Annotated in this window: 18 protein-coding genes, 3 tRNA genes and 1 pseudogene; 8 read left to right on the top strand and 14 right to left on the bottom strand. The window is 60.6% G+C overall.

Going from position 1 to position 25,175, the window contains the following annotated elements; translation table 11 throughout:
• Window positions 1-216: 216 nt before the first annotated feature.
• From rsmI to ftsY, 10 genes are all read right to left on the bottom strand, one after another.
• Window positions 217-1,110: a 16S rRNA (cytidine(1402)-2'-O)-methyltransferase gene (rsmI, locus tag FVE67_RS04190; protein ID WP_168719397.1), complete on the bottom strand. Its 894-nt coding sequence runs from the start codon at window positions 1,108-1,110 to the stop codon at window positions 217-219.
• Window positions 1,085-1,666, bottom strand: a complete 582-nt coding sequence (locus FVE67_RS04185; protein WP_168719396.1) for a CDP-alcohol phosphatidyltransferase family protein — start codon at window positions 1,664-1,666, stop codon at window positions 1,085-1,087. Before FVE67_RS04185 ends, rsmI begins: the two co-directional genes overlap by 26 nt.
• 9 nt (window positions 1,667-1,675) lie before the next feature.
• Window positions 1,676-3,196 carry a YifB family Mg chelatase-like AAA ATPase gene (locus tag FVE67_RS04180; protein ID WP_168719395.1) on the bottom strand — a complete coding sequence of 507 codons (1,521 nt, stop codon included), beginning with the start codon at window positions 3,194-3,196 and terminating at the stop codon, window positions 1,676-1,678.
• Window positions 3,197-3,277: 81 nt separating this feature from the next.
• Window positions 3,278-3,637, bottom strand: coding sequence for an ATP synthase F0 subunit C (gene atpE / locus FVE67_RS04175; RefSeq protein WP_168719394.1), 360 nt, complete (start codon window positions 3,635-3,637; stop codon window positions 3,278-3,280).
• A 74-nt stretch (window positions 3,638-3,711) separates the two neighbouring features.
• Window positions 3,712-4,491, bottom strand: a complete 780-nt coding sequence (gene atpB, locus FVE67_RS04170) for a F0F1 ATP synthase subunit A (RefSeq protein ID WP_168719393.1) — start codon at window positions 4,489-4,491, stop codon at window positions 3,712-3,714.
• Window positions 4,492-4,495: 4 nt separating this feature from the next.
• Entirely contained in the window at window positions 4,496-4,912 is a 417-nt protein-coding gene (locus tag FVE67_RS04165; protein ID WP_168719392.1) for an ATP synthase subunit I, read from the bottom strand.
• Window positions 4,909-5,154, bottom strand: coding sequence for an AtpZ/AtpI family protein (locus FVE67_RS04160; protein WP_168719391.1), 246 nt, complete (start codon window positions 5,152-5,154; stop codon window positions 4,909-4,911). Before FVE67_RS04160 ends, FVE67_RS04165 begins: the two co-directional genes overlap by 4 nt.
• Window positions 5,155-5,226: 72 nt before the next feature.
• Window positions 5,227-9,393: an acyl-CoA dehydratase activase gene (locus tag FVE67_RS04155; protein WP_168719390.1), complete on the bottom strand. Its 4,167-nt coding sequence runs from the start codon at window positions 9,391-9,393 to the stop codon at window positions 5,227-5,229.
• A 98-nt stretch (window positions 9,394-9,491) separates the two neighbouring features.
• A complete protein-coding gene (locus FVE67_RS04150) occupies window positions 9,492-10,112 on the bottom strand; it encodes an adenylate kinase family protein (protein WP_168719389.1) in 621 nt (206 codons plus the stop codon).
• Window positions 10,109-11,125: a signal recognition particle-docking protein FtsY gene (gene ftsY / locus FVE67_RS04145; protein WP_168719388.1), complete on the bottom strand. Its 1,017-nt coding sequence runs from the start codon at window positions 11,123-11,125 to the stop codon at window positions 10,109-10,111. Before ftsY ends, FVE67_RS04150 begins: the two co-directional genes overlap by 4 nt.
• A gap of 61 nt (window positions 11,126-11,186) precedes the next feature.
• Here ftsY and FVE67_RS04140 point away from each other — a divergent pair, with 61 nt between their 5' ends.
• The gene (locus FVE67_RS04140) at window positions 11,187-12,257 is read left to right on the top strand and encodes a branched-chain amino acid aminotransferase (protein ID WP_168719387.1); all 1,071 of its coding nucleotides are present in this window, start codon (window positions 11,187-11,189) and stop codon (window positions 12,255-12,257) included.
• Here FVE67_RS04140 and FVE67_RS04135 read toward each other — a convergent pair.
• Complete coding sequence (locus FVE67_RS04135) at window positions 12,254-12,730, bottom strand: tetratricopeptide repeat protein (protein ID WP_168719386.1); 477 nt, start codon at window positions 12,728-12,730, stop codon at window positions 12,254-12,256. The two genes, FVE67_RS04140 and FVE67_RS04135, sit on opposite strands and share 4 nt — an antisense overlap.
• Before the next feature lie 60 nt (window positions 12,731-12,790).
• On the opposite strand from FVE67_RS04135, the gene FVE67_RS04130 reads away from it, so the two are divergent.
• From FVE67_RS04130 to FVE67_RS04120, 3 genes are all read left to right on the top strand, one after another.
• Window positions 12,791-12,879: transfer RNA gene (locus FVE67_RS04130), tRNA-Ser, on the top strand.
• A gap of 41 nt (window positions 12,880-12,920) precedes the next feature.
• Window positions 12,921-13,013, top strand: a tRNA-Ser gene (locus tag FVE67_RS04125).
• 13 nt (window positions 13,014-13,026) lie between these two features.
• Window positions 13,027-13,102, top strand: a tRNA-Thr gene (locus tag FVE67_RS04120).
• A gap of 4 nt (window positions 13,103-13,106) precedes the next feature.
• On the opposite strand, the gene FVE67_RS04115 is transcribed toward FVE67_RS04120, so the two are convergent.
• Window positions 13,107-15,419, bottom strand: coding sequence for an EAL domain-containing protein (locus FVE67_RS04115; RefSeq protein WP_168719385.1), 2,313 nt, complete (start codon window positions 15,417-15,419; stop codon window positions 13,107-13,109).
• Between the two features lie 355 nt (window positions 15,420-15,774).
• Between FVE67_RS04115 and FVE67_RS04110 the strand changes: the two are divergent.
• The 3 genes and pseudogenes from FVE67_RS04110 to FVE67_RS04100 form a co-directional block, all read left to right on the top strand.
• Window positions 15,775-15,951 (top strand): annotated as a pseudogene (locus FVE67_RS04110) (FAD-dependent oxidoreductase); the annotation flags it as partial.
• A gap of 86 nt (window positions 15,952-16,037) precedes the next feature.
• A complete protein-coding gene (locus FVE67_RS04105) occupies window positions 16,038-16,412 on the top strand; it encodes a mercuric transporter MerT family protein (RefSeq protein WP_168719384.1) in 375 nt (124 codons plus the stop codon).
• A 10-nt stretch (window positions 16,413-16,422) separates the two neighbouring features.
• Window positions 16,423-16,713 carry a heavy-metal-associated domain-containing protein gene (locus FVE67_RS04100; RefSeq protein ID WP_168719383.1) on the top strand — a complete coding sequence of 97 codons (291 nt, stop codon included), beginning with the start codon at window positions 16,423-16,425 and terminating at the stop codon, window positions 16,711-16,713.
• 3 nt (window positions 16,714-16,716) lie between these two features.
• On the opposite strand, the gene FVE67_RS04095 is transcribed toward FVE67_RS04100, so the two are convergent.
• Window positions 16,717-18,282: a methyl-accepting chemotaxis protein gene (locus FVE67_RS04095; RefSeq protein ID WP_168719382.1), complete on the bottom strand. Its 1,566-nt coding sequence runs from the start codon at window positions 18,280-18,282 to the stop codon at window positions 16,717-16,719.
• 54 nt (window positions 18,283-18,336) lie between these two features.
• The gene (locus tag FVE67_RS04090; RefSeq protein WP_168719381.1) at window positions 18,337-19,866 is read right to left on the bottom strand and encodes a sensor domain-containing diguanylate cyclase; all 1,530 of its coding nucleotides are present in this window, start codon (window positions 19,864-19,866) and stop codon (window positions 18,337-18,339) included.
• Between the two features lie 76 nt (window positions 19,867-19,942).
• Here FVE67_RS04090 and uvrA point away from each other — a divergent pair, with 76 nt between their 5' ends.
• The gene (gene uvrA / locus FVE67_RS04085; RefSeq protein WP_168719380.1) at window positions 19,943-25,174 is read left to right on the top strand and encodes an excinuclease ABC subunit UvrA; all 5,232 of its coding nucleotides are present in this window, start codon (window positions 19,943-19,945) and stop codon (window positions 25,172-25,174) included.
• Window position 25,175: the final 1 nt, after the last annotated feature.

Genomic DNA, 25,175 nt, shown 5'->3' with positions numbered 1-25,175 from the left:
CCTTGCACCTTCTTTTCCCCACCCTCCGAGGAGGACTTAATGCTTAAGAATCCCATTAGATCCCGTTGTCTAGGCCTTGAAATTTTCCCCACCTATTCCCCACCTGGAAGGGGAATTTTAGGGAAGTTCCGGGAAATATAGTATTCCCAAAATCCTTGATTTGTAAAGGTGTTAGGAAGGACAAGGAAATAGTGGGAAAGTTTTTAGATGGGATTCCTAATCCCGGTGTCGGAGGTTCGAGTCCTCCCGGGGGCGCTTCTTTTCTATCATCCGGCGGTAAAGTTCCTTAGAAGAAAGTCCGTAGCGGGAGGCTACCTCCTTGACCGCCTTTTTGAGGGAAAGTCCCCGGGCCTGAAGTCCCTGAACCTCGGCCAGGATCTTTTCCGCGGAGAGGCTCTTTTCCGGGAGGGCCGGCTCTACCAGAAGAAGGATCTCTCCTCGCGGGGACTCCGCGGAATATCGCTCTAGAAATTGAGAGACCCTCCCCGAGACCACCTCTTCGAAGACCTTGGTTAGCTCCCGCCCCAGGATGGCCGGGCGATCCCCCAGGACGGCCAGGAGATCCCCCAGGAAAGTCCTCAGGCGATGAGGAGGGACGAAAAAGACCAAGGGGTAGGGGACCTCTTTGAGCTCTGCCAGAAGCCTTCTCCTTTCCGCACTCCTCGGGGGAGGGAATCCCAGGAAGAGAAACCCCCCGGAAAGGTCTCGTCCGCAGACCGAAAGGAAGGCCGTAAGGGCCGAGGGTCCGGGGACCGGGACCACCGGAAAGCCGGCCCTCCGGGTTTCAGAGACTACCAGGGCCCCGGGATCGGAGATCCCGGGGGTGCCGGCCTCAGAAACCAGGGCTACCTTCTGGCCCTCGGCCAGGGCTTTGAGGATCTGAGGAAGGCGCCTCCTTTCGTTGTCCTTGTAAAGGCTTAGAAGACGCTTTCCGCGGATTCCATAATGGGTAAGGAGTTTGCGCGTGGTGCGCGTGTCCTCGCAGAGGATGAGATCGGCTTCCCGCAGGACCTCAAGCGCCCGTAGGGTAAGGTCGGAGAGATTACCAATGGGGGTGGCCACCACATAGAGGACCCCCCTTCCCTCAGGGGTGGGCCGCGCGCCGGACATGGAGGATGCGCTGAAGGGTGGTGAAATGGGTAAGGACCGCTAAAACCGCGAGCACCGGGATAAGAAGACCGAGGAGAAGCCCCAGGGTAAGAAGGAGCAAGCGTTCAAAGCGGGTGAGGAGTCCCACCTTACAGGAAAGTCCCAGGCCCTCGGCCCGGGCCCGGGCATAGCTCACCATGAGAGACCCGGTGAGGGCTACAAAGGCCAGCACCACTCCCAGGGGGTCTTCCCAGACCAGAAGATACCAGAGGATTCCCAGAAAAAGGACGATTTCCGCATAGCGATCCAGGGTGGAGTCCAGAAAGGCCCCGAAGGTGGAGACCTGTCCGGTGCGCCGGGCCAGCAGGCCATCTACGGCGTCCAGAGACCCGAAGATCCCCAGAAGAAGCCCCCCGAGGCGGAGATGCCCCAGGGCGATGAAGCCCCCGGCCAGGGCTACCCCTAAAAAGCCAGCCACGGAGACCGCATTGGGGCTTACCCGAAGGCGGGCCAGGAGGCGGGCCAGGGGAAGAAGCAGGGGTTCGCTACGGGCTTTTACTCTTTCGGTAAAGGTCATGCAGAAATTTTAACCTCCGAGGAGGATTCGATCTAGGCTACGATACTGTAGAGCTTCGGAGACGTGGGCCGCGGAGATCTTTTCCTCCCCTTCGAGATCGGCAATGGTCCGGGCCAATTTGAGGACCCGGTGGTAGGCTCGGGCCGAAAGCCCCAACCGCTCACAGGCCCGCTCTAAAAGCTTGCGGGCCGACTCCTCCGCCTGGCACCATTTTTGGATTTCTCGCGGCCCCAGATGGGCATTGAGGTATCCTGTACGTCCGTAGCGTTCCTCCTGACGCCGGCGGGCGGCTTCCACCCTCCGGCGTACCGCCTCCGAAGGTTCGCCCCGTCTTTCTGCAGAAAGCTCCCGGTGATCCACCGCCGGTACCTCCAGATGGATATCCAGGCGGTCCAGGAGGGGCCCCGAGAGTTTGGAGCGGTAGCGACGGATCTCCTGGGGACTGCAGCGGCAGGCCCGCCGGGGATCCCCGTAATGCCCACAACGGCAGGGATTCATGGCGCAGACCAGCATGAACCGGGCCGGAAAGGTTACACTGCCTGTGGCTCGAGTGATGGTTACCCGTCCCTCTTCAAGGGGCTCTCTCAGGGCCTCCAGGGCCCGGCGATTGAATTCCGGAAGCTCGTCCAGAAAGAGGATCCCATGGTGGGCCAGGGAGATCTCTCCGGGCCGCAGTTGGGTTCCCCCGCCGATCAATCCTACTTCGGAGATGGTGTGGTGGGGGCTGCGAAAGGGCCGTTCGGTTACAAAGGGCCTTTCCGGAGAAAGGAGCCCGGCCACGCTGTAGATGCGGGAGGTCTCCAGGGCTTCCTCCAGGGAGAGTTCCGGAAGGATGGTGGGGAGCCTCCGGGCCAGCATGGTCTTTCCCGCTCCCGGAGGTCCGATCAGCAGGAGATTATGCCCCCCGGCCGCGGCTACTTCTAAAGCCCGCCGGGCCTGCTCCTGTCCCACCAGATCCGCTAGATCCACCTCGTAGCGGGGCGGCGGGGGCTCGAAGGGCTCCGGAGGGTCCGGACGAAAGCGCCCGTGAAGGTATTCCACCACCTGAGAGAGGTGCTCAAAGGCCAGGATCTCCAGATCCCGGGCGAGCGAAGCCTCCCGGGCGTTTTCTCGGGGAAGGACCAGGCGGGAGAAGCCCAAATCCCGGGCGGAAAGGGCCACCGGAAGCGCTCCCCGCACCCCCTTGAGCCGTCCGTCAAGAGAGAGTTCTCCTAAAAAGAGGTGTTCCTTAAGGGCCTCCCGGGGGATCTTTCCCTCCGCGGCCAGAAGCCCCACGGCCAACGGAAGATCAAAACCGCTTCCCTCTTTGCGGAGGTCCGCCGGGGCCAGATTAACGGTGATCTTGCGGTCAGGATAATCGTAGCCGGAGTTGCGCAGGGCCGAGCGCACCCGCTCCCGGCTTTCCTTTACGGCGCTGTCCGGAAGACCCACAATGGTGGTCCCCGGAAGACCGAAAGAAAGGTCTACTTCCACTTCCACGGGGATGGCCTCCACCCCCGAAAGGGCCACGGTAAAGACCCGCACCGGCATGGATTTTTTATAGCACAAAAAGGAAAGGCCGTGGAAGCGGAAAGCCCCCACGGCCTTAAGAGCCGGAAAATTAGTTTGAAATTAGCCGCCCAGGCCGGCCAGGGCCATAAAGCTTCCGAGCTTGGCAAAGATGAGGTAGAAGCCCAACACCAGGGCGTAGAGGGTCAGGGCCTCGATAAAGGCCAGACCCAGGATCATGGTCACGGTGAGCTTTCCGGCCAGTTCCGGATTACGGGCGATGCCTTCACAGGCCCCGCGGGTGGCGTGACCCATACCCACGCCGCAGCCGCTGGCGGCAATCCCTACGCCCAGGCAGGCCCCCAGGACCACCGCCCCGAGAAAGCCGAAACCGAGCTGTCCGGCGGCTCCACCCTCGGCCGCCAGCGCCAGGCTCGCACCCACCAAGAGAAACAGCGCCGCAAGTCCCAGAACCTTTTTCATCCTTTTCCCTCCTTTTTCAATTTTTTTGTTTTATACTCGCCAGATGCGAGGTTCTCCCCCGCACCCCTGCCGTCTTAGTGCGCCTCCTCCACCGCCCCGGCAAAGTAGGCCAGAGAAAGGGCGATAAAGATGAGCATCTGCACAAAGGCCACCACCACACCCAGGAGAAGGATGGGCAGAGGAGCCAGGTATTTCCCCGCCAGGAAGAGCAGGATCCCCACCAGGAGCTCCTTGGAATACATGTTGGCAAAGAGTCGTACGGAAAGGGAGATCACTCGGCCCAGGTGGCTGAAAACCTCAATGAAGAACATGAGCGGGGCCAGCCACTTAATAGGACCCAAGAAGTGTTTAATGTAGCCCGGTCCGTGAAACCAGATCCCCAGGATGTGGTAATAGACGATGGTGATAAGGGTGAGCCCCAGGGTGACGTTGATGTTGGCCGTGGGGCAGGCAAAGCCCGGGATGAGGCCCATAAAGTTGGAGATCCCGATGAAAAGGGCGAAATAGACGATCAGCGGGAAGACCAAGGGGAAGACATCCCGTTTGAGATGCCGGGGATCCGGGAGGTTTTCCCGGGTGAAATTATAGAGGATCTCCATCACGAATTCCCAGAAGTTCTGGAGACCACTGGGAATGAATTCCCCCCGCCGGGCTCCGGCCAGGGCCAGGACCAGGATAATGGCCAGGGTCAGATACCCATAGACCATGTGGGGAGCCACTAGATACTCCAGCTTTAGGTGAAAGAGATCCGCAAAGAGGCTCCCTTCGGGATGGGCATGCACGTAAAAGTGCTCTCCGGAGGGAAGGCCGAGCTTCTGCAGAAGAAGACACAAGAGATAGAGAGGTTCTTCCATGGGGCTACCTCCTTGAACCTATTGGCAAAATACGACCTAAAAGGGCCTCTCCGGCCAGGAGAAAGCCCTGGAGGACTACCACCGAAAGGCCCAGGACCAGAAAGACCGGATGCAAAATTCCCGTACGAAAGGCCAGTCCCAGGAGAAGGCCCACGGCCAGAAGCCGCAGGTAGTACTTCAAGAGGAAGCTCCGGAGGATTTTTCCGTAAGGCACTCCGGCCAGGGCCTGCCCGGCGATCCAGCGGCCGTCACGTTTAAGATATTGAAAGAGCACCAGACTCAGGACAACCCCGGCGAGCACACTACCCACCGCCCGGGGCTCCCGAGCTGCAAGCGCCGTTCCTATCACCAGGGCCAGCCCCAGAAGAAGATTGCGCACCTCAAACTCCCGCAGGGCCCTTTCCGGATGGGAAAAATTCATTCTTCCTCGTCCTTAGGGGGATTCATACGGCGCTGAAAGTAAAAAACATTCTTGATCCCTCCGGCAGCCCCCAACCCTATACCTATGACCGTGAACCAGGGAGAGGTCCGGCCGTGAAAGAGCTTTTCGTCCAGGAACCAGCCGAAGACGGCCCCAGCCAGCACCGAGCCCACCATGGCCAGCCCTACACTCAGGGCCTCGCCTATCAATTCCCAGAGATACTCCCAGGTGCCTTTTCCCATTCACGCCCTCTACGCTTAGCAGGAAAAGCCCCACAAGTCAAACGAAATAATAGCCGATCCCCGGCTAAAAAGTTATAAGAGGCGCCCTTTTTTCCGTCTTTCCTCAAAGTGCTCCCGCACCTGATACATGAAGGCCTCGATGCGCATGCGTGTTCCCATAGACCGTTGGCCGTCACAGGGCACGGTAAGCACCGGCACGTAGCCCTGGTCCTCCCTTACCCGTTTAAGGAGCATTCCGGCTACGGTCCCGGGCATGCAGGTAAAGGGGATGACGTTCACGATTCCGTTGACCCCGTGCCGGAGGTAGTCCAGAGATTTGCCCACGGAAAGGATGGCCTCCCCCTCAAATTCGTCGTTCATGTATTTGCGGGCCAGGGCCAGAAGTTCCTCCACCGTAGGCTCTTCGGCGGTGCGCAGGAGGTCCCGCACCAGGGCCACAAAACGATGCTCGTCCTGGAGCTGCACCCGGTTTTCCAGGACCAGTTTGAGGAGGTTTTTGAAGAGCCGGTAACGCTTGGCCCAGCGCTTGGAGGTGTAGTTGATATAGTAGAACCATTCGGCAATGGTGGGAGTCCAGACCTCGGCCCCCAGATCCTCGAGCACCCGGACCAGATTCTCGTTGGCAAATCGGTTGGAACGCACATAGATTTCGCCCACGATTCCCACTACGGGCTTGCTCCCCCGGTCTTTTACCGGAATGGCCGCAAAGTTTTCCCGGATTTCGGCCATGACCTCTACCAGATCTTCCCGGGCCTCCACCGCCCGCTCCAGCCGTTCCACGGCCTCCCAGTAAACCTTTTCCGTGTCCCCGGGATGGACCTCGTAGGGCCGGATCTCCCGCAGGAGTTTGTCCAGAAGGTCCATACAGATGAGGGCCTTCCAGGTAAGCCGGGTGAAATCCCCCCCGATCATTCCCAGGTCCTCGTAAAGTTTCACGTCCTGAGTGGGGGAGTAGATGGGCACCTCCGCAAACCCCAGTTCGTCCAGGATCTTGCGGTGCAGCCGGTTGTACTGGCCGAACCGGCAGGGCCCGGCCCCAGAGGGCATGAAAAAGGCTACTTTTTGAGGATCTACCCCGTTTTGGAGGAGTTTGATCATGTCTCCGGTGGTAAGCACCGTGGGGTAGCACTCCCTTCCGGAGGTGTAGCGGCGTCCCCAGTAGAGGGCCTCCTCGTCGGGCTCGGGGAGGACTTGGGCCTCTACCCCGCAGGCCCGGAAGGCCGCGGCCAGCACTCGGGCGTGATCGGCCATATAGGGGATGTAAAGCACCCGCCCGTCCCCGGGACGCACTCGAGGGCGCGCTGGCTTCTGGGGTTTGGGGTAGCTCCGGGCCTTGCCCCGGATACTGTCCAGGAAGGCCTCGATGCGGGTGACCACCCCGGCATCGGCACTGTGTTCGTCGATCTCGATTTGAAGATAGGGCTTTCCCCCGAGAAGTTCCTCAAAAAAGTGTTCGATAAAGGAGTCCGGGCCGCAGGAGAAGTTGGTGATGAAAAGGGGAAAGAGCTGGGGAATCTCCCGACAGAGGTGGGCCGCAAGGAGGATACGCTGTCCGTAGCGCCAGTACATACCCTCCAGCCCGTCAAGCTCCCGGACCTCCGAAAGGGGGAGCATATCCACCGGGAGGGCCAGGACCCCCAGGCTGCGGACCTTGTTGTGGATGGCGAGATTGGCCCCGGGATCCAGGGCATTATAAGGGCGGCCCACCAGCACTAGGGCCACCTGGTCCGGGGTGAGGCCCTGGAGGAGCTCCCGGCCCCGGGCCCGAAGCCAACGCTGGAAATCCTCCTGGGCGGCCTCGGCGGCCGAAAGGGCCCGTTTCATCTCCGACCAGGGGATCTCCAGCTCTCGGGCCAACTCCCGAAACTCATCCCGTAGGAGACTCCCTCCGGTCCCGAAATGAAAGACCGGACTTATCGCCCGGGCCCCGAAATCCTGAAAATTGATGGAGGCGTGGATGGCCCAGGGAAAACCTTGCACATAAGGACAGACCTTTCCGCTCTTGAGCTGCGGATGATCCGAGGGGAGATCCGTGATCTGGGGAAGGAAGATGCGTTTTAGGCCTCGCCTCAAGAGGTCCAGTACGTGGCCGTGGGCCAGCTTTACCGGGAAACAGGTCTCGGCAGCCACCACCTCACAGCCCTCTTTGATAAGGGCCTTACCCGTGGGGGAGGAAAGCACCACCCGGAAGCCGAGCTCCTGAAAGAGGGTGGCGAAGAAGGGCAGACGCTCCCAGAAGGGGAGGCAGAGGGGGATCCCTATCTCTCCCCTGGGGGCCTCTTCTACTTCTTTCACGTAAGAGAGGAGCTTGCGGGTGCGTTCCTCCACGGGATTGGGGAGGTCTTTCGGGGGTTTGCGGTGTTCGGCCTCGTAGCGCTCGCAGCGGCCCCCGTAGAAATAAGGCGGCCGGCCTTCTACCGAGACCCGGTGAATTTCACAGCGGTTGGGACAGGCCTGACATTCAAAGGAAGAGATGGCGTATTTCACCTGAGAGAGGTCAAAGCCCCGGAAGCGACTCCGCTCCCAGGTCCGTTCAGCCATGGCCAGACGGGCCACGCCAATGGCCCCGGTAACTTCATGATGCGGGGGAACGGTAAGGGGCTTTCCCAGGACTTTTTCAAAGGCGGCCACTATCCCGCGGTTGAAGGCCGTGGCCCCCTGGAAGAAGATTTTTTTCCCGATACGCCGGTCCTCTACCACCTTGTTGAGGTAATTGTAGACGATGGCGTAGCAGAGCCCGGCGATGAGGTCCTCTTTGGGAAGCCCCTGCTGTTGATAATGCAGGAGGTCGGACTGCATAAAGACCGTGCAGCGCTCGCCCATCTTGAGGGGGGCCTCGCTTTTTAGGGCCAGCTCTCCGAAGCGCTCGATGGGCACTCCCAGGCGTACGGCCTGCTCCTCAAGGAAAGATCCGGTCCCCGCGGCACAGGCCTTGTTCATGGTGAAATCCACCACCGTCCCCCCCTCAAGACGGATGTACTTGGAGTCCTGGCCCCCGATCTCAAAGATGGTGTCCACCTCTGGATCCAGGGCCAGGGCCCCCAGGGCCTGGGCGGTGATTTCGTTGCGGATCACGTCTGCCCCCACGAAGTCTCCCACCAGATAGCGCCCGGAGCCCGTGGTCCCCACCCCCAGGACCTCCACCTCCTCCGGAAGCTTTTCCCGCAGGGCGAGAAGAAGCTCCTTCACGCTTTCTAAGGGTTTTCCGTGGTGCAGTCGATAGACCTTGGCCACCAGAGCCCCGCTTTCGTCTAAAGCCACGGCCTTGGTGCTCACCGAACCTACATCGATTCCGAGGTAGACCCTCCGGGGTCGGGCCGGGGCCTCCGGGGCTTTTAAATAGACCGAGCGCATGGGGGAGAGCTTGGGGAACCGTTGGGGGGCTGGGCGGCGCTCCTTGAGGTAGGCCCGGAGGAGTTCCGCCCCCCGGTAGGGGGAGGCGGCCTTTCCGTCAAGCCCGTAAAGGGCCGCTCCGATGGCCCCCATGATTCCGTGGTGTTCGGGGATGATGAGTTCCTCGTCTTTGAGGCCGAAGACCTCTTTGATGGCCCGGCGCACCCCGAGATTGGCCGCCACCCCGCCTTGGAAGACCACCGGGGGCTCCACCCGGCGGCCCTTGGCCAGGTTGCTCTTGAGGTTGCGCACGATGGCGAAACAGAGCCCGGCAATGATCTCGTGATCCGGGACCGCGGCCTGCTGGAGATGGATCATGTCCGATTTGGCAAAGACCGTGCAGCGGCCGGCGATCCGGGGGATGTTTTCGGCCTTAAGGGCCAGACGACTGAATTCTTCGATGGAATAACCCAGCCGGGCCGCCTGCTGTTCCAGAAAGGCCCCGGTGCCCGCAGCACAAAGGGTATTCAGGGCAAAGTCTGCGATACGAAACCGGCCTTCTTCATGCTTGATGAAGACCAGCTTGGAGTCCTCACCCCCGATATCGATAATGGTCCGAGCCTCGGGATGAAAGTGTTCTACGGCCCGGGCGTGGGCCATGACTTCGTTGACAAAGGCCACCCCCAGGATCTGGGAGATGAATTTTCCCGCGGTTCCGGTGCAGGTGATCCCGGAAAGCGCGGAGCCGAAACGGTCTTCCACCTCGGAAAGAAGTCTTTCGGCGGTCTCCACCGGCTGCCCGTGGGTCTTCTGGTAAACCTTATGGACCAGACGGCGGCTTTCATCCAGTACGGCCACCTTGGCCGTCCCGGAGCCTACATCCAGTCCTACATAAAGCTCTCCCATACGACCCCTCCATCCGGTATTTCGTAAAAAACTGGACTTTTCTACGGGCTTTTGGTTTATTTGGCCCCTTTTTAAGTCCGGTTTTCCTAAGAGTAAATTTAAAAAAGGTTCTCGGCAAGGAGGGCCCGCAGTTTTTGAAGGAGCTTGAGGCCGGTGTCTTCGGGGCCTACGGGGAGATGGAAGACGGGGATCCCTTGCTGGAGGTAAAATTCGAGGAGGGGCCGGGTCCTTTCGCGATACCAGGAAAGCTTGCGGGCTACGAGTTCCGGAGTATCGTCCGGGCGCCCTTTGCGGTCGCCTGCAGGGTCTTTCCGGAGGCGGAACCAAAGGGTTTTTTCGTCCACCCGAAGTTCCACCGCCACCCGCAGATCCAGCAGACGCAAAACGTCCCGGGCCTGGCCCAGATGCCGGGGAAGACCGTTCAAGATGAGGAGATCTTTCTCTCGGGCCTGTTTTCTCCAGAGAAAGGCCCGCAGGATTTTTTCGGCCAGAGGAAAATGCTCATCCTCCAGGAGGAGGCCTTCGGCGAGCACCCGGCGCACGAACTCCACCTCCTCCGGGCCGATCTCCGGGGGGCCCTCCCCGGCGGCCACCCGGCGCAGTTCGGCCCCGAAGTCGAAATGCAGGGCCCGGTGCCCGTAGAGCCCTTCCTTTTCCAGGGCCTGGCCCAAGGGGCTCTTTCCCGCTCCCGTGGGGCCCAAAAGGTGCAGGGCCTTCATGGCAGGAGGGCGTCCACAAAGGCTTGCGGCTCAAAGGGGGCCAGATCTTCCATCTTTTCTCCCAAACCCACAAAGCGGATGGGAAGCTTGAAAAGATGGGCCACGGTCACGGCGATGCCCCCTTTGGCCGTCCCGTCCATTTTGGTAAGGATCAGGCTGTGGAGGTTTACGGCCTCGCTGAAAAGCCGGGCCTGGCTTACGGCGTTCTGTCCGGTGGTGGCGTCAAGCACCAGGATATTTTCGTGCGGGGCCTCGGGGATGACCTTTCCGGCCACCCGGACCATTTTCTTGAGTTCTTCCATGAGGTTGTACTTGGTGTGGAGGCGTCCGGCGGTATCCACCAGGACGACCTCCACCCCCCGGGCCTTAGCGGCCTCCAGCCCTTGGTAAACGACGGCTCCCGGGTCCGCCCCCGGGGCCTGTTTGACCACGGGAAAGCCCACCCGCTTTCCCCAGGTCTCCAGTTGTTCGATGGCTGCGGCGCGGAAGGTGTCTGCCGCTACGGCCAGGACGGAAAAACCCCGGCCCCTGAGATGCCAGGCCACCTTGGCCAGGGTGGTGGTTTTGCCCACCCCGTTGACTCCGATGAAAAAGATCACCGCCGGGCTGGCCTCCGGAGGAAAGGGCGGGGCCGGAAGGCTTACCATGCGCAGGATCTCTTCCCGCAGGCTGCGTTTGAGTTCCCCGGTACGCAAGGGTTCTCCCAGGGCCAGCTTGCGACGAGCGGGTTCAAGCAACCGATTTACGGTCTCAATCCCAATATCCGCGGTGATGAGAATTTCTTCCAGCTCCTCCAGAAAGGCCTGGTCCACCAGCCGGTCAATCTCAAAAAGCTCTCCCAGGGTGTCGGCCAGCCGCTCTCGGGTCTTGGAAAGACCGGCCCGGAATTTTTGCCAGAGCCCGCTCTCTTCGGGCTCTTCGGTAGGAGGGGCTTCCGGGGAAGGCTCCGAGGGGAGTTCTTGGGCTGCTGCCGGGGCCTTTTCTTCCTTTTTTCGGCGGAACCACTTGAGCATGGCCGGACCTTGCGTTAAATGTTGGCCATACTTTATTATTGATCTTTTAGCGAGGCAAGCCATGGAGATCGAACTTCACCTGGTCCCGGAGGAAAAGAGGCGTCCGGTCCCGGAGCTCAAAAATCTGGTCTTCGGAAGGCTTTTCACCGAGCACATGTTCGTCATGGAATATGATTGCCGGAGAGGCTGGCATTCTCCACGCATCGTGCCTTACGGACCCGTGACCCTCGATCCGGCGGCCATTGTGCTCCACTATGCCCAGACCATCTTTGAAGGCCTCAAGGCCTACTGGGGGGTGGACGGAAAGATCCGTCTTTTTCGTCCCTGGGAGAACCTGAAGCGCTTAAACCGCGGAGCAGACCGCATGTGTATGCCCCGCGTGGACGAGGAGTTGGTCCTGGAGGCCATTAAGAAACTGGTCCTTATCGACCAGGCCTGGATTCCGCGGGAAAAGGGGGCGGCCCTTTACATTCGTCCCTTCATGTTTGGAGACGAGCCCACCTTGGGGGTCAAGCCCAGCCATACCTATACCTTTATGATCATCCTCTCTCCGGTGAGTGCCTACTATCAGGAGGGGTTTAACCCGGTAAAGATTTATGTCACCGACGAATTTGTGCGGGCCGCTCCCGGGGGCACGGGGGAGGTCAAGGCCGGAGGCAACTACGCCGCCAGTCTCAAGGCCGCAGAGGTGGCCAAGGCCAAAGGTTATACCCAGGTCCTCTGGTTGGACGCGGTGGAACGGCGCTATGTGGAAGAGGTGGGGACCATGAACATCTTCTTTTATTTCGAGGATGAACTGACCACCCCGGCCCTTTCCGGAAGCATTCTTCCGGGGATCACCCGGGACTCGGTCCTGAAACTGGCCCACTCCTGGGGGCTTCCGGTCTCCGAAAGGAGGATCTCCATCGAAGAGGTGATCGAGGGGGCGGAAAGCGGGCGCCTCAAGGAGTGTTTTGGCACCGGCACCGCCGCGGTCATCTCCCCGGTGGGGGCCCTGGCTTACCGGGGACGGGAATACGTCATCAATGACGGAAAGACCGGCCCTCTGGCCCGCCGTCTCTTTGAGGAACTCACCGGCATCCAGTACGGGGAAAGGCCCGACCCCTTCGGCTGGACCTTGATCCTGACCTAAAAATCGACGATCTTTTTGGCCTTGGCCGTCTCGCGCTGGATGGCTGCCGCCTTGTCCAGATCAAAGTCGGCCAGCTCTTCCTCCCCCAGGTCGCGATAGACCTGACTGCGGGCCATAAAGGCCGCCGCATAAAGGGGTTCAAGATCAATAGCCCGGTTGAAGGTCTCCAGGGCCTTCTCGAGTAAGGCCTTTTTTTCTTCCTCTTGCTGGGTCAATTGACTCCGGCGGTAGAAGACCTGCCCCAGCCGAAAATAGAGGCGGGGGTTTTCGGGCTCCAGCTCCAGGGCCCGGTTAAGGTCGGCCTCGGCCTCCTCCAGGCGCTCCAGCTTGAGATAGGCCGCAGCCCGGGCCTGGTAGGCCTTGGCTAGCCGGGGATCGGCCTCCAGGGCCTTGGTAAGATAGACAATGGCTTCCTCAAATTGTTGTTTGAAAAGGAGGAAGGCTCCTTCTTCGAAGAGCTCTTCCGGACTCATGGATTTGACCTCCTGGGATTTGTGGCTCAAAATTTATAAGATAAAAGACGGACTTACAAGGGAGGGGTGCCCGAGTGGTCGAAGGGGGCGGCCTTGAAAGCCGCTGAGGGCCTTAGCGCCCTCCGGGGGTTCGAATCCCTCCCCCTCCGCTTGTCGCCCGAGAGGATATAGCTTAAAATGGAAAAGGCCCGGAGGGGTGGCCGAGTGGTCGAAGGCGCTCGCCTGCTAAGCGAGTGTGCCCCCAAAAGGGGCACCGTGGGTTCGAATCCCACCCCCTCCGCCACCTCCACCCACCCGCCGGCGTAGCTCAACTGGCAGAGCATGGGATTTGTAATCCCAGGGTTGAGGGTTCAAGTCCCTCCGCCGGCTCCAAGTTTTACCAAAAGGCTTTAGAAGGGTCGAAAGTGCGAAGGAAAAGGCGTACCTCCTCCAGGGGCAGGGGACGGGCAAAGAGAAAACCCTGGATCTCTTCCACCCCTAGGCCGGCCAGAAAGGCCAGTTGTTCTTTGCGTTCCACTCCTTCGGCCACCAGGCGTTTTCCCAGATTGCGGGCCATAGAGACGATGGCCATGACTACCTCGGCGTCCTCTCGACTTTCCGGAAGCCCTTTGACAAAGGAGTAGTCGATCTTAAGGGTCCGGGCGGGAATCTTTTTGAGGTAAGCAAAAGAGGAGTAGCCGGTACCGAAATCATCAAGGGCGATCTCCAGACCCATCCCGGCCACCTCTTCTAGGAGGCCTTCCCCGGAAGCCCCTACCTTGAAGAGGAGGCTTTCGGTGATCTCCATCTCCAGGGCTTGGCCGGGCAGACCGGTCTCCGAAAGGGCCTCTCGCAGAGCGGAAAGGAGGACCTCCTGGTCCAGAAATTGTTTTACGGAGACATTGAAGGAAAGACGAAGCTCCGGGAATTCCTCGCGGAGCTCCTTCAGGGCCCGGGCGGCCTCCCGGATCACCCAGCGGCCCACCTCTACAATGAGGCCGGAGTCCTCCAGGGGGGGGATAAACTCTCCGGGAGGCACCAGCCCCTTTTCTGGCGCTTGCCAGCGGATCAGGGCCTCTAGGGAGGTGACCTTGCGGGAAGAAAGGGCGATGCGGGGCTGGAAGTAGAGTACAAATTCCTGCCTTTCAAGGGCCCTTTCCAGGTCCCGCAGGAGGACAAAGTGCGTGAGGGCCTTTTCCGAGACCTTGGGGGAGTAAAAGGCCATCCCACCCGGGCCCTTCTTTCGGGCTTCTTTCAAGGCCAGAGAAGCGGCATCCAGGAGGGCCTCCGGCTCCCGGCCGTCTTCGGGAAACAGGGCCGCCCCCAGAGAGGCCGTAAGGCGGATTTCCTCGTGGTCAATGCGGAAGGGCTCGCTCAGGGCCTTCTGGACCCGGGCCACCAAGGCCCCGGGAGAGAGGTCATCCAGGAGATAGGAGAAGGCAAACTCATCGGGACCCACCCGGGCCAGGGTCCCAGAGTTGCTCACCAGCCAGAGGAGGCGAGCCCCGATCTCCCGTAAGAGGGCATCTGCCCGGACACGGCCGAGTTCCAGGTTCAGGGCGGAGAAACGATCAAGATCGAGCCTTACCAAAATCAGGGGAAGAGCTTTGTGCCCGGCGATCTCTAGTTCGTGCTCTAGGGCCGCCAGGAGATAGCGCTGGTTGGGGAGCCCGGTAAGGACGTCTCGAAAGAGGGCCTCCTCCAAGGCGCGGGTCTTTAAGATATGGAGGTAGCCCAGGGAAAGGTCCCGGGCAATCTCTTCCAGGAGACGGATTTCCCTGGCGGTGAAGTGGTGGGGCGTGCGGGCGTAAAGGAGGAGGCTTCCCCGGAGCTCGCCTTCCAGAGACAGGGGCAGGGCCACCAGAGAGCGGAAGCCTAACCTTTCGGACTTTTCCGCCCAGGGACGAAAGCGGGGGTCCTGACGGGTATCTCCCACGACCACCGGACGGCCCTCCCGCAAAGAAAGGCCGCAGGGGCCCTGGCCGGAGGGTCTTTCCGGATCCGCAGAGACTTCAAAGTCTTCAAGATAGGCCGTCTCTCCGGCGGCAGCCGCAATCTCTACCTCCGGGGAAGGGGGCCGGTTCAGGGCCACCCAGGCCAGGGCAAAGCCCCCTACCCGGACCATAATCTCACAGGCCCGTTCCAAGAGCCGGTGCACATCCTCCCGTTCCTCAAAGATGAGAAGATTGATCTCCCGCAGGAGGGCGTAAATGCGGTTCAGGGTCTCGAGTTCTTTTAAGGCCTCCGCAAGATTTTCCTCCCGCAGGACAAAATAGACCCCGGTGACCCGGAGAGAAAGCCAGAAGATGAGCCGGGTAAGGAGGATGCGCAGGGTCCCGCGCCTTTTGGGAACCTTCTCCCGGGCCCCGAGCTCCCGATAGAGGATGTGCCACAGGAGGAAGAGCCCCTCCTGAAACCGGGCCGGGCTGACCCCCACCTCCAGATGTCGTCGGGCCACCGCTTCGGTGCGGGCAAGGATCTCGGCCGAAGAAGGAGCCGCCAGAAAATCCACCAGGAAGGAGGAGATCTTTTCTTTAAGGGCGGCAAATCTTTGGGGGTCGGAGAAGATCTCTTCCAGGGCCGGGGAGTCCTTGAGAAGGGCTACATGGCGATAAAATTCCTCGTAGAGCCCTCTTTCCTGAGCCAGGGCCGCAAGCTCCTCCAGGAGCCCCTTCTCCTCTTCCGTAGGAAGAAGTAGCGGGGAAACCAAGGAAAACTCTCTGGGCCCTATCTCCAGCAGACCTCCTTTCTTTTGCTCAATTTTATCGGAAAAGATCCCCTCTTCAAGTTTCCGGTTTTTGACCAAAAATAATTTCTGGATTGCAAATTTTACAGGGAGAATTTTTCTGCTAAACTAAAATTATGTTTGATTTGACCATCCTGGGAGGGGGAGCGGCGGCCTTTGCCGCGGCCTATCGGGCCGAGGAGCTCGGCAAACGCACCCTTCTCATAAACGACAGCCGAATCCTTCCCCTGGGGGACCTGCGTCAACGTGGGCTGTATCCCTTCCAAGATTCTCCTGCACCGGGCCAAGCAGGCCTGGGAAGGGGGCCGCAGGGGAGAAGACTTTTCAGGCCCGTTTCCTTCTGGTGGCCACGGGGGCTTCTCCGGCTCTGCCGCCGGTGCCGGGGCTTGCGGAAACCCCGCATCTCACCTACCGCAACCTCCTGGAGCTTTCTCGAGCGGTGGCCTCGGTGGCGGTCCTGGGAGGAGGTCCGGTGGCTCTTCCCCACTATGGGTGAGGCCCCGAAAAAGGTGGCCCAAAGTTTTACCCAAGATCCGGCCTGCCAGCCCTGCTGTGTGGAATAATCCCTGAAAGGAGGGTCCCATGTCTTTTAAAGAAGCTGCCGGAGGGCTGGTGGCCAGTGTGGCCTCCATCTTGGCCGCCTCTTGCTGCGTAGTCCCCACGCTTTTTTTAGTCTTCGGGGTCTCGGTAAGCGGACTGGGTTTCTTGAGCAGCCTCGAACCCTATCGCCCTTATTTTTTGGTGGTGGGCTATCTGGCCGTAGCCTTTTCCTTCTATCGGATGTACCACCTCCGGGACTGGTTCCGGGAAAAGATCCTCAAAAAGAGGGTCTTCCGCTGTGCCTGTGAGGAGGCCGGATGGGTCTCTCGGGTCGGGCGTCTCCTCACCTGGGTGGCCCTGGTCCTTCTCTTGGTGGCCACCTTTTACCCCTGGGCTTTGGCCCATATTTACGGTTAAGGGGGTCGGCATGAAAAAGAGGATGGGGGTTTTCCTTCTCCTTTTGAGCCTTACGGCTTCTGCGGCCTGGGCGGAGACGGTGTGGGTCATCGATGTGGAGGGTATGACCTGTAAGCTCTGCCCCATCGCCATCCGCAAGTCTCTTTCCCGGATAAAGGGGGTCAAATGGGTGAAGACCTCCCTCAAAAACCGCATCGCGGTGGTGGTAAGCGAAGATGCGGTTCCGGAAGAGGCCCTACTTCAGGCCATTTCTCGGGCCGGAGGCTACAAGGGTCGGGTAATCGGAAAGACCCGGTTTTAACCCCTAAACCCGGAATTGGGCCGCCAGAGAGGCCAGATCCTGGGCCAGGCGAGAGAGCCCCTGGGCCTGCTCCAGGTTCTTGCGGGCGGTCTCTACGGCCTTGAGGGCTTCCTGGTAGGCTGCTTGGGCCTCCCCGGAGAGGTTTTCGGCCTCCCTTCTGGTGGATTCCAGCCGTTCGGCGATCTCGGAAATGACCGCGGTCTGTTCTTCTACTGCGGCCGCGATGGCCGAGGCGATCTGGTTGATTTCTTCAATGATGTTCACGATTTCGTCCGTGGCCTCTACGGCCTGGCGGGACTCGTTCTGCATGGCCCGGATCTTTCCGGTGATCCCCTCCGTGGCCTCGGCGGTCTGCCGGGCCAGCTCCTTGACTTCATTGGCTACCACGGCAAAGCCCTTTCCGGCCTCCCCGGCCCGGGCGGCCTCGATGGTGGCGTTCAGGGCCAGAAACTTGGTCTGTTCGGCCACTCCGGTGATGAGCTGGATCACGGACTCGATTTCCCGGGAGACCTCTCCCACCTTGTGGATGACCTCCTGGGCCAGCCGGGCCTTCTCCACGGCCTCGTTGGTGATCTGGGTGGCCTTGGTGGTGTTCTGACTAATTTCCTGGATGGCGGTGGAGATCTCGTTTACCGCCTGGGCCTCGGCCTGGGCATGGGAAAGGATAGTCTGGGCGTTGCGCTCCATGCTTTCGGCCCGCAGTTTGGTCCCTTCGCTGCTCTGGATGGTCTCTTCGGCGGCGGCCTGCATCTGCCGGGCCTCCTCCTGCAGGTCTCCGGAGGCCTCCCGGATCTTCTGCACCATGGGGCGCAGTTCTTCCAGGGTCTGGTTGATCATGGCCAGCATCTGGGCAATCTCGTCGCGGTCTCGCACTTCCAAATGATGGGAGAAATCTCCCTGGGCCAGGCGGGTGAGGGCCTCACTTAGGGCGGCAAAGCCTCCCCGGAGTTTGCGATGAAAGTAAAGTCCAAAGGCCACAAGGAGAAGTACCGAAAGCCCCACCACCACCGCCTGAAGGAGGGAGACTAGTCGCAGGCGTTCTTCAGCCCTCCGCTGAAGTTCTCCGATCTGGGACCGCAGGATCTGGGCCCCCTGATCTAGCTCCTTGTAGAGGGTCTTGGTAAGGGGGCTTAATTCCTCATTGTAGATCTCCAGGAGGGCCTCGCGCAGTTCGTCTTCGTCCTCCCATTGGTCGGCCCGGGAAAGCATCTCCAAGACCCGATCGGAGAGCGCATTCATTTTCCGGTAGCGCCTCTGCAATTTATCCAGGAAGGCCTTCTCTTCGGTGGTGTGGGCCTTGAGACTTTGGAGATCTTGGACCAGGTCCTTGGTGGAGAAGCGGAATTCCGCAAGATTGAACATGCCGGAAAGGATATTCACCTTCCAGCGCGTGAATTGATATTTGAGGTCTTGGAGGCGTAGGAGCTCTTCTATACGCTCATTGGCTTCCCTTTGAACGAGGCGGTATTCCTGTTTGGCCCAGAAGAGGGCGGCTAGACCCAGAAGGTTGAGGGCCACGATGATCCCGAAGACCAGCCCCATGCGCGCTACCAGACCGAAACGCTTCATGTCTCTCCTCCCGGCTTTTGGGCATTATATAACATTTGAGCTATAAGAAAAGGGCTATTCTATAGAGACGGCCGTAAGGCGATTCCGCCCGTGGGTCTTGGAATAATAAAGGGCCTTGTCCGCCACTTCGATGAGGCGCTGGGGGGTAGCTTGGGTGGCAGAGGGGAAAACGGAGGAGACCCCTAAGCTGATGGTGATTTGGAGGGTAAGGCCGTTGGCTTCGAAGGAATGTTGTTCTACGGTCTTCCGAAGGCGCTCTCCGAAACAGGAAGCTCCTTGGAGATCGGTCTCCGGGAGGATGATGGTAAATTCTTCCCCTCCGTAACGAGCTGGAATATCCGAAGTCCGCATGCTTTGCCTTATGAGGCGGGCCAGTTCCTTGAGGACCTGGTCGCCCACCGGGTGCCCGTAGGTATCGTTTACTTTCTTGAAATGATCGATATCCAGGATCACCAGAGAAAGGGCCCGTCGGTAGCGCCGGGCCCTCTCAAATTCCTCCCGCAAGCGTTCCTGGAAGTAGCGGTGATTGTAAAGTTCGGTAAGACCGTCGCGGATGCTGAGCTGGCGTAGTCTTTCATTGGCGGCCTTGAGCTTCCGGGCCAGTTCCTCGGCCCGGGCCTTTTCCTCCTGGAGTTTTTTTACCAGAAGAACATAATTCAGGCTCAGCTTACCCAGCTCTTCTCGTACCTCTTCCAGGATGTGGGAATAGGGAGGGATTCTTTCCCCAGGGAGTTCGAAGAAGGCCAGGAGTTGGTTGGTCTCTTCGGCCACCCGGTCAATGATCTCCCGGGTATTTTCCTCGGGGAATCCTAAGAGGTCCTTAAATTGGGAAAGGGTCTCTTCGTAGTAAAAGGCACTCCTCCGGCTGAAATAGATCCCTCCCAGGAGGCCGGCCAGAGAGAGAATGCGGGCGTGCGCGCGATATTCCTCAGGGGCTTTAGTCCAGCAGTGATGGTAGGTAATATCCATCACCAGGTGATCCGGAAGGGACCAGGTCTTGAGGAAGTACCCTCCGGCCTCCGCATGGGTAAAACCCCACATCTCCCTTTCGATTTCCGCCAAGGACCTCTGAGAGACCTCCTTTTCGTCGAAGGCCGCGAGATAGTCTTCTCCTAAGAGGAGATAGAGGGCCAGGACTCCGATGTCCATGAGAAGACCGGCGGAAAAGAGGTGATCCTCCTCCAGCCCCATTTCCTGGGCCAGGAGTCTGGCTCCCACGGCATTGGCCACCGAACGTTTCCAGAAGTGTTCCATATCGAATTCTGTGGCTCTGGTCAGTTTTTTTTCGCTCTTCAATCCCTCGTAAACTTTGAAAGTAAGGGCCAAATTTTTGATAACTTCCGTTCCCAGGAAGGCGATAGCCTTCTCCAGGGAGGTAATTTCCTTTCCTCCGCCCCGATAGAGGGGAGAGTTGGCCAGCCCCAGGACCCGGGCGGCCAGGGCCGGATCCAGGCGGATGGTCTCGGCCAGCTGGCGATAATCGTCGCGTCGGACCTGCTCCAAAAGCCTTACCGCCAGGGCCGGAGGGGAAGGGAGATGTACTTTTCGATCCGCAAAAAAGGCTTTAACTTTGTCAAGGTCCATCGGACTTCCCCCAAGAAAAATTCAATTTTGGTTTAACCAAAAATTTAGAAAAAGGCAACCTTAACGAGGAAGAAAGTTGAGAAAAATTGTCCTGCGGGGCTGTCGCGAACATAACCTAAAGGGGTTGGATCTAGAGATTCCCCTTTACCGGGTGGTGGCGGTCAGTGGACCCTCGGGCTCGGGAAAGTCCACCCTGGTCTTCGATACTCTCTTTGCCGAGGGTCAGCGCCGCTATCTCGAGACCTTTTCTTCTTACGTGCGCCAGTATTTTGAGCGTCTGCCCCGGCCCCGGGTGGAAGCCATCGAGAATATCCCCCCGGCCATCGCCATCAGCCAAACCAACCCGGTGAAAAGCTCCCGTTCCACGGTGGGGACCCTGGCGGAGATCACCCATTTTGCTAAGATGCTCTGGTTTCGGGCGGCCGAGGCCCGCTGTCCGGGATGCGGGAAGCCCCTTCTGGCCGCCGATCCCCTTTCGGCCGCCCGCCGCCTCCTTTCTGAGGCCGAAGGGGCTCCGGCGGTCATCACCGCCCCCCTTCACGTGGAAAGGGACCCGAGGCTCCTGCGCGAAGGCCTCCTTTCCGCAGGTTATTTCCGGGTCTGGTCCGCGGGAAAGGTCTGCGATCTGGAAGAAATGGGCGAGATTCCCGAAGAACTCGAGGTGGTTCTGGATCGGCTGAAGCTCCGGGCCGAGGAGTTCTCCCGGCTGGTCGAGGCCCTGGAGCGGGGGCTTTCCATGTCCGGAGAGGTGCGGATTCACCTGCCTTATGACCGGGAACTGCGCTTCGCCTCCGCCGAACGCTGTCCCTACTGCGGACTTCCTGCCCCCCGGAGACATCCCAACCTCTTTTCCTTCAATAGCCCGCTGGGGGCCTGTCCGGAATGCCGGGGCTTCGGGCGGGTGCTGGATATCGACTGGGATCTGGTCATCCCCGATCCCCGGAAGTCTCTCAAAGAAGGAGCCATCAGCGTACTGGAGATGCCCTTGGCCTGGGAGGTGCGGGAGGACCTAATTTCCTACTGTCGCCGGAAAGGCATCCCTCTCGACCGGCCCTGGAAGGAACTCCCGGAGGAGGTAAAGCAGAAGATCCTTTTCGGGAATGGGGACTGGTATGGGGTCAAGGAACTCTTCGACTGGCTGGAGACCAAGCGTTACAAGGCTCACGTGCGCATTTTCCTTTCCCGCTTTCGGGCCTATCGGGAGTGTCCGGCCTGCAAAGGGACGCGCTTTCGCCCGGAGGCCGGGCTTTTCTATCTGGGAGATCTGAACCTTCCCCAGTTTTACGCCCTGCCCATCGCCGAGGCCCGGAGGTTTACGGAGGGGCTTCTTGAAAGGGGAATCTCCGGGGCGGCGGAGGAGCGCCTGGTGCGGGAGATCTTGCGGCGTCTGCGCTATCTCGACGAGGTGGGCCTTTCTTACCTTACCCTCGATCGCCAGAGTCGCACCCTTTCCGGGGGCGAAGTGGCCCGGGTCCTTCTTACCCGGGCCCTTTCCTCAGACCTCACCGAGACCCTTTACCTCCTTGATGAACCCACCACCGGGCTCCATCCCCGGGACACGGCCCGGGTGGTGCGCTTTCTTCACGAGCTTTCCGCGGCAGGGAACACGGCGGTGGTGGTGGAACATGACCCGGAGGTCATCCTTTCCGCGGATCTGGCCCTGGACCTCGGTCCCGGGGCTGGGGAGGCCGGGGGGGAGCTCCTCTATCAGGGGCCTCCCGAAGGACTGCTCCAAGAGGAGACCCCCACCGGAAAGGCCTTAAGAGCCCTTCCCTTTACCCGTAAACCCCGACGGTCCCAGACCTTCCGGGAGTTTCTGGTCCTTTCCGGGGTGCGGGAGAACAATCTCAAGGATCTTATCGTGCGCTTCCCCCGGGGGGCCCTTTCCGTGGTCTGCGGGGTTTCGGGCTCGGGAAAGTCCACTTTGGTGGAACTCTGTCTTTACCGGGGGCTCAAGCGGCTGCGCGGGGAGGCTACCGAGCCCCCAGGGGCGCTGGCTGAGATTCAAGGGGGAGAGGGCTTTTCCGAGGTGGTCCTTCTCGATCAGAGCCCTCTGGCCCGCACCCCTCGGGGGAATTTGGCCACCTATCTCCGGGTCTACGATCTTCTGCGGCGTCTGCTGGCCTCCTCCCCGGAGGCCAAGGAGCGCGGTCTTGGCGCCTCTCATTTTTCTTTCAATTCCCCGGAAGGCCGCTGTCCGGAATGTGAGGGGCTGGGATATCAGGTGGTGGAGATGCAATTTCTTTCCGACCTCACCTTCCCCTGTGAGGCCTGCGGAGGAAAACGCTTTCGTCCCGAGGTCCTTTCCGTCCGCTGGCGGGGCAAGAACGTGGCCGAGATGTTGGAGATGACCGTGGAGGAGGCCCTGGAATTTTTCAAGGGCCACGGGGAGCTGGTACGCCGGCTTCTGCCAGCCCGAGAAGTGGGGCTTTCTTACCTCCGTCTGGGTCAGCCCCTTTCCACCCTCTCCGGAGGCGAGGCCCAGCGCCTCAAAATGGCCCGGGCCTTCAGCCTCTCCGAGGACCAGCCGGCCCTTCTCCTCCTGGATGAGCCCACCGTGGGACTCCATCTCCTGGATATCCAGAGACTCCTTTCGGCCCTGCGGGCCCTTGTGTCCCGGGGGCATACGGTGATCGTGGTGGAACACCATCCGGAGGTGATTCTTTCGGCCGACTGGGTGGTGGAGCTGGGCCCTGAAGGAGGAGAGGGTGGGGGCTATCTCCTTCACCAGGGGCCGGTGGCCGAACTCCTGCAAAAAGAGACTCCCACCGGAAGGTGGCTGGCCCGCTATCTTTCCGGAGAGGTGGCCTTTAAGCCCGGAGAACGTCCCCGGGTGGAGCCTGCCGAAAGGGTCATCCGCATACGCGGGGCCCGGCATCACAACCTCCAGAACCTGGACCTGGATCTCCCCCGGGAGCGCCTTATCGTAATCACCGGGGTCTCGGGCTCAGGGAAGTCCACCCTGGCCTTTGACCTCCTTTTTGCCGAGGGCCAGCGTCGGTATTTGGAAAGCCTTCCGGCCTATTTGCGGCAATTTGTCAAACTCTACGAAGAACCGGAGGTAGACCTCATTGCCGGGCTACCCCCTACGGTGGCCCTGGAGCAGAGGAGCAGCCGCCCCGGGCCCCGCTCCACCGTAGGCACCCTCACGGACACCCTGCCCTATCTGCGCCTTCTTTTTGCCCGTCTCTCTAACCCCTATTGCCCCTCCTGCGGAAGGCCCCTTTCCCGGGTCTCTCGCGAGGTCCTTCTTTCTCGTCTCTTTCAGGAATTTTCCGGCCGCAGGGTGAAGATCCTTTCGCCCCGAGTGAGGCGCCGCAAGGGCTTTCACCGGCCGGTCTTCGAAAGGGCCCTGGCCGCAGGCTTTTCCGAGGTGCGCGTGGACGGACGGTTCCTTACCCTGCCCCCTCTCCCCGAACTTTCCCGCTTCCGGGAGCACACCATCGAGGTGGTGGTGGGGGAGACCGTGATCTCTCCGGAAAGGGAGTCCGAGGTACGAAGGCTTCTGGAGATAGCCCTTTCCGGAGGGCGGGGAGAGGCCCTGGTCTGGTCTCCAGAGGAAGAATTTTTCGTGAGCGAGAGGCTTTCCTGTCCGGACTGCGGACTGAGTCTTCCGGAGCCGGATCCCCTTCTCTTTTCCTTCAATACCAAAGCCGGGGCCTGCCCGGACTGCGGGGGCTTGGGGATGAAGGGCGGAGGGGTCTGTCGGTCCTGTGGCGGGAGCCGTCTGCGTCCGGAGGCCCTGGCCTGGCGCCTGGGGGGGCGAAACATTGCCGAACTTTCGGACCTTCCGGTAGAAGACCTCCGGGAGTTTCTCGCCGGGCTTTCCTTTTCCGGGCGCGAGGCGGAGATTGCCCGGCCTATCCTCCGGGAGCTCCTTGCGCGTCTCGATTTTCTCGTGGAGGTGGGACTCCCCTATCTTTCCCTTTCCCGGCCCGGGGAGAGCCTTTCCGGGGGCGAGGCCCAGCGGGTGAGACTGGCCGCGGAGTTGGGCTCCAACCTTACCGGGGTGGCCTATGTGCTGGATGAGCCCACCATCGGGCTCCATCCCCGGGATACGGAAAAACTCCTTTCGGCCCTGCGAAGTTTGCGCGATCGGGGCAATACGGTGATCGTGGTGGAGCACGATGAAGACACCATTCGGGCGGCGGACCTGCTGGTGGATCTAGGGCCCGGAGGGGGCCGGGAAGGAGGGCGGGTGGTCTTCTGCGGTCCGCCTGAGGAACTTCCCCGCGCCCCCCAGTCGGTCACCGGAAGGGTCCTTTCCGATCCCTCGCGTTATAGGCTTGCCGGGGGCGGACGCCAGCCGGAAAGATTCCTCACCGTGGAGGGGGCCCGGCTTTACAACTTAAAGGACCTCACCGTGCGCTTTCCGCTGGAAGCCCTCACCGTGGTCACCGGGGTCTCGGGCTCGGGGAAGTCCACCCTGGTCACCGAGGTCCTTTACCGGAGTCTAGAAAGGCTTCTTTCCGGTCGGGGAGGCCCTGTGGGCTGCCGGCGCCTCCGGGGACACGAGGCCCTGCGTCGGGTCCTTCAGGTGGACCATTCCCCCATCGGGCGCACCCCTCGCTCCACCCCGGCCACCTATGTGGGCTTCATGACCGCCATCCGGCGGCTCTTTGCCGGCACCCCCGAGGCCCGGGCCCGGGGCTATACGGAAAGCCGCTTTTCCTTTAACGTGGAGGAGGGAAGATGCCCGGCCTGCAAGGGGCAAGGGGTGGTGCGGGTGGAGATGAAGTTTCTCCCGGAGGTCTATCAGGTCTGTGAGGTCTGCGGCGGGGCCCGTTTCAACGAGGAGACCTTGGCGGTGCGCTGGAGGGGCAAGAATATAGCCGAGGTGCTTTCCATGACCATGGCCGAGGCCCGAGAATTCTTTGCCCCGGTGCCGGAGATTGCCCAACCCCTGGGCCTCCTCTGTGAGCTGGGCCTGGATTACCTCACCCTGGGGCAGCCGAGCCCTACCCTTTCCGGGGGCGAGGCCCAGCGGGTAAAACTGGCCACCGAGTTTGTAAAGGGCGGCCGCGGAGGGACCCTCTTTGTCCTGGACGAGCCCTCTACCGGACTCCATATCGCCGATGTGGAAAAGCTGGTCCGGCTCCTCCAGGGCCTGGTGGACCGAGGGCACACCGTGGTGGTCATCGAGCACAACCTGGAGGTCATCAAGGCCGCAGACTGGATCGTGGACCTGGGTCCCGAGGGGGGCGAGAAGGGAGGGGAGGTCCTCTATCAGGGGCCACCTGAAGGGCTCCTGGCCCTGGAGACCCCTACGGCCCAGGCCCTGCGGGCCTATCTTCAAAGAGGAAAATGAA

The sequence above is a fragment of the Thermosulfurimonas marina genome, assembly GCF_012317585.1.
GTDB classification, from domain to species: Bacteria; Desulfobacterota; Thermodesulfobacteria; order Thermodesulfobacteriales; family Thermodesulfobacteriaceae; genus Thermosulfurimonas_A; species Thermosulfurimonas_A marina.
Note: the sequence above shows the minus strand (reverse complement) of the source record. Positions and strands in the feature narration are given on the sequence as shown.

Coding starts and splice junctions, on each gene's coding strand:
- rsmI (WP_168719397.1), bottom strand. CDS start 1,110: ATGTCCGGCGCGCGGCCCACCCCTGAGGGAAGGGGGGTCCTCTATGTG.
- FVE67_RS04185 (WP_168719396.1), bottom strand. CDS start 1,666: ATGACCTTTACCGAAAGAGTAAAAGCCCGTAGCGAACCCCTGCTTCTT.
- FVE67_RS04180 (WP_168719395.1), bottom strand. CDS start 3,196: ATGCCGGTGCGGGTCTTTACCGTGGCCCTTTCGGGGGTGGAGGCCATC.
- atpE (WP_168719394.1), bottom strand. CDS start 3,637: ATGAAAAAGGTTCTGGGACTTGCGGCGCTGTTTCTCTTGGTGGGTGCG.
- atpB (WP_168719393.1), bottom strand. CDS start 4,491: ATGGAAGAACCTCTCTATCTCTTGTGTCTTCTTCTGCAGAAGCTCGGC.
- FVE67_RS04165 (WP_168719392.1), bottom strand. CDS start 4,912: ATGAATTTTTCCCATCCGGAAAGGGCCCTGCGGGAGTTTGAGGTGCGC.
- FVE67_RS04160 (WP_168719391.1), bottom strand. CDS start 5,154: ATGGGAAAAGGCACCTGGGAGTATCTCTGGGAATTGATAGGCGAGGCC.
- FVE67_RS04155 (WP_168719390.1), bottom strand. CDS start 9,393: ATGGGAGAGCTTTATGTAGGACTGGATGTAGGCTCCGGGACGGCCAAG.
- FVE67_RS04150 (WP_168719389.1), bottom strand. CDS start 10,112: ATGAAGGCCCTGCACCTTTTGGGCCCCACGGGAGCGGGAAAGAGCCCC.
- ftsY (WP_168719388.1), bottom strand. CDS start 11,125: ATGCTCAAGTGGTTCCGCCGAAAAAAGGAAGAAAAGGCCCCGGCAGCA.
- FVE67_RS04140 (WP_168719387.1), top strand. CDS start 11,187: ATGGAGATCGAACTTCACCTGGTCCCGGAGGAAAAGAGGCGTCCGGTC.
- FVE67_RS04135 (WP_168719386.1), bottom strand. CDS start 12,730: ATGAGTCCGGAAGAGCTCTTCGAAGAAGGAGCCTTCCTCCTTTTCAAA.
- FVE67_RS04105 (WP_168719384.1), top strand. CDS start 16,038: ATGTCTTTTAAAGAAGCTGCCGGAGGGCTGGTGGCCAGTGTGGCCTCC.
- FVE67_RS04100 (WP_168719383.1), top strand. CDS start 16,423: ATGAAAAAGAGGATGGGGGTTTTCCTTCTCCTTTTGAGCCTTACGGCT.
- FVE67_RS04095 (WP_168719382.1), bottom strand. CDS start 18,282: ATGAAGCGTTTCGGTCTGGTAGCGCGCATGGGGCTGGTCTTCGGGATC.
- FVE67_RS04090 (WP_168719381.1), bottom strand. CDS start 19,866: ATGGACCTTGACAAAGTTAAAGCCTTTTTTGCGGATCGAAAAGTACAT.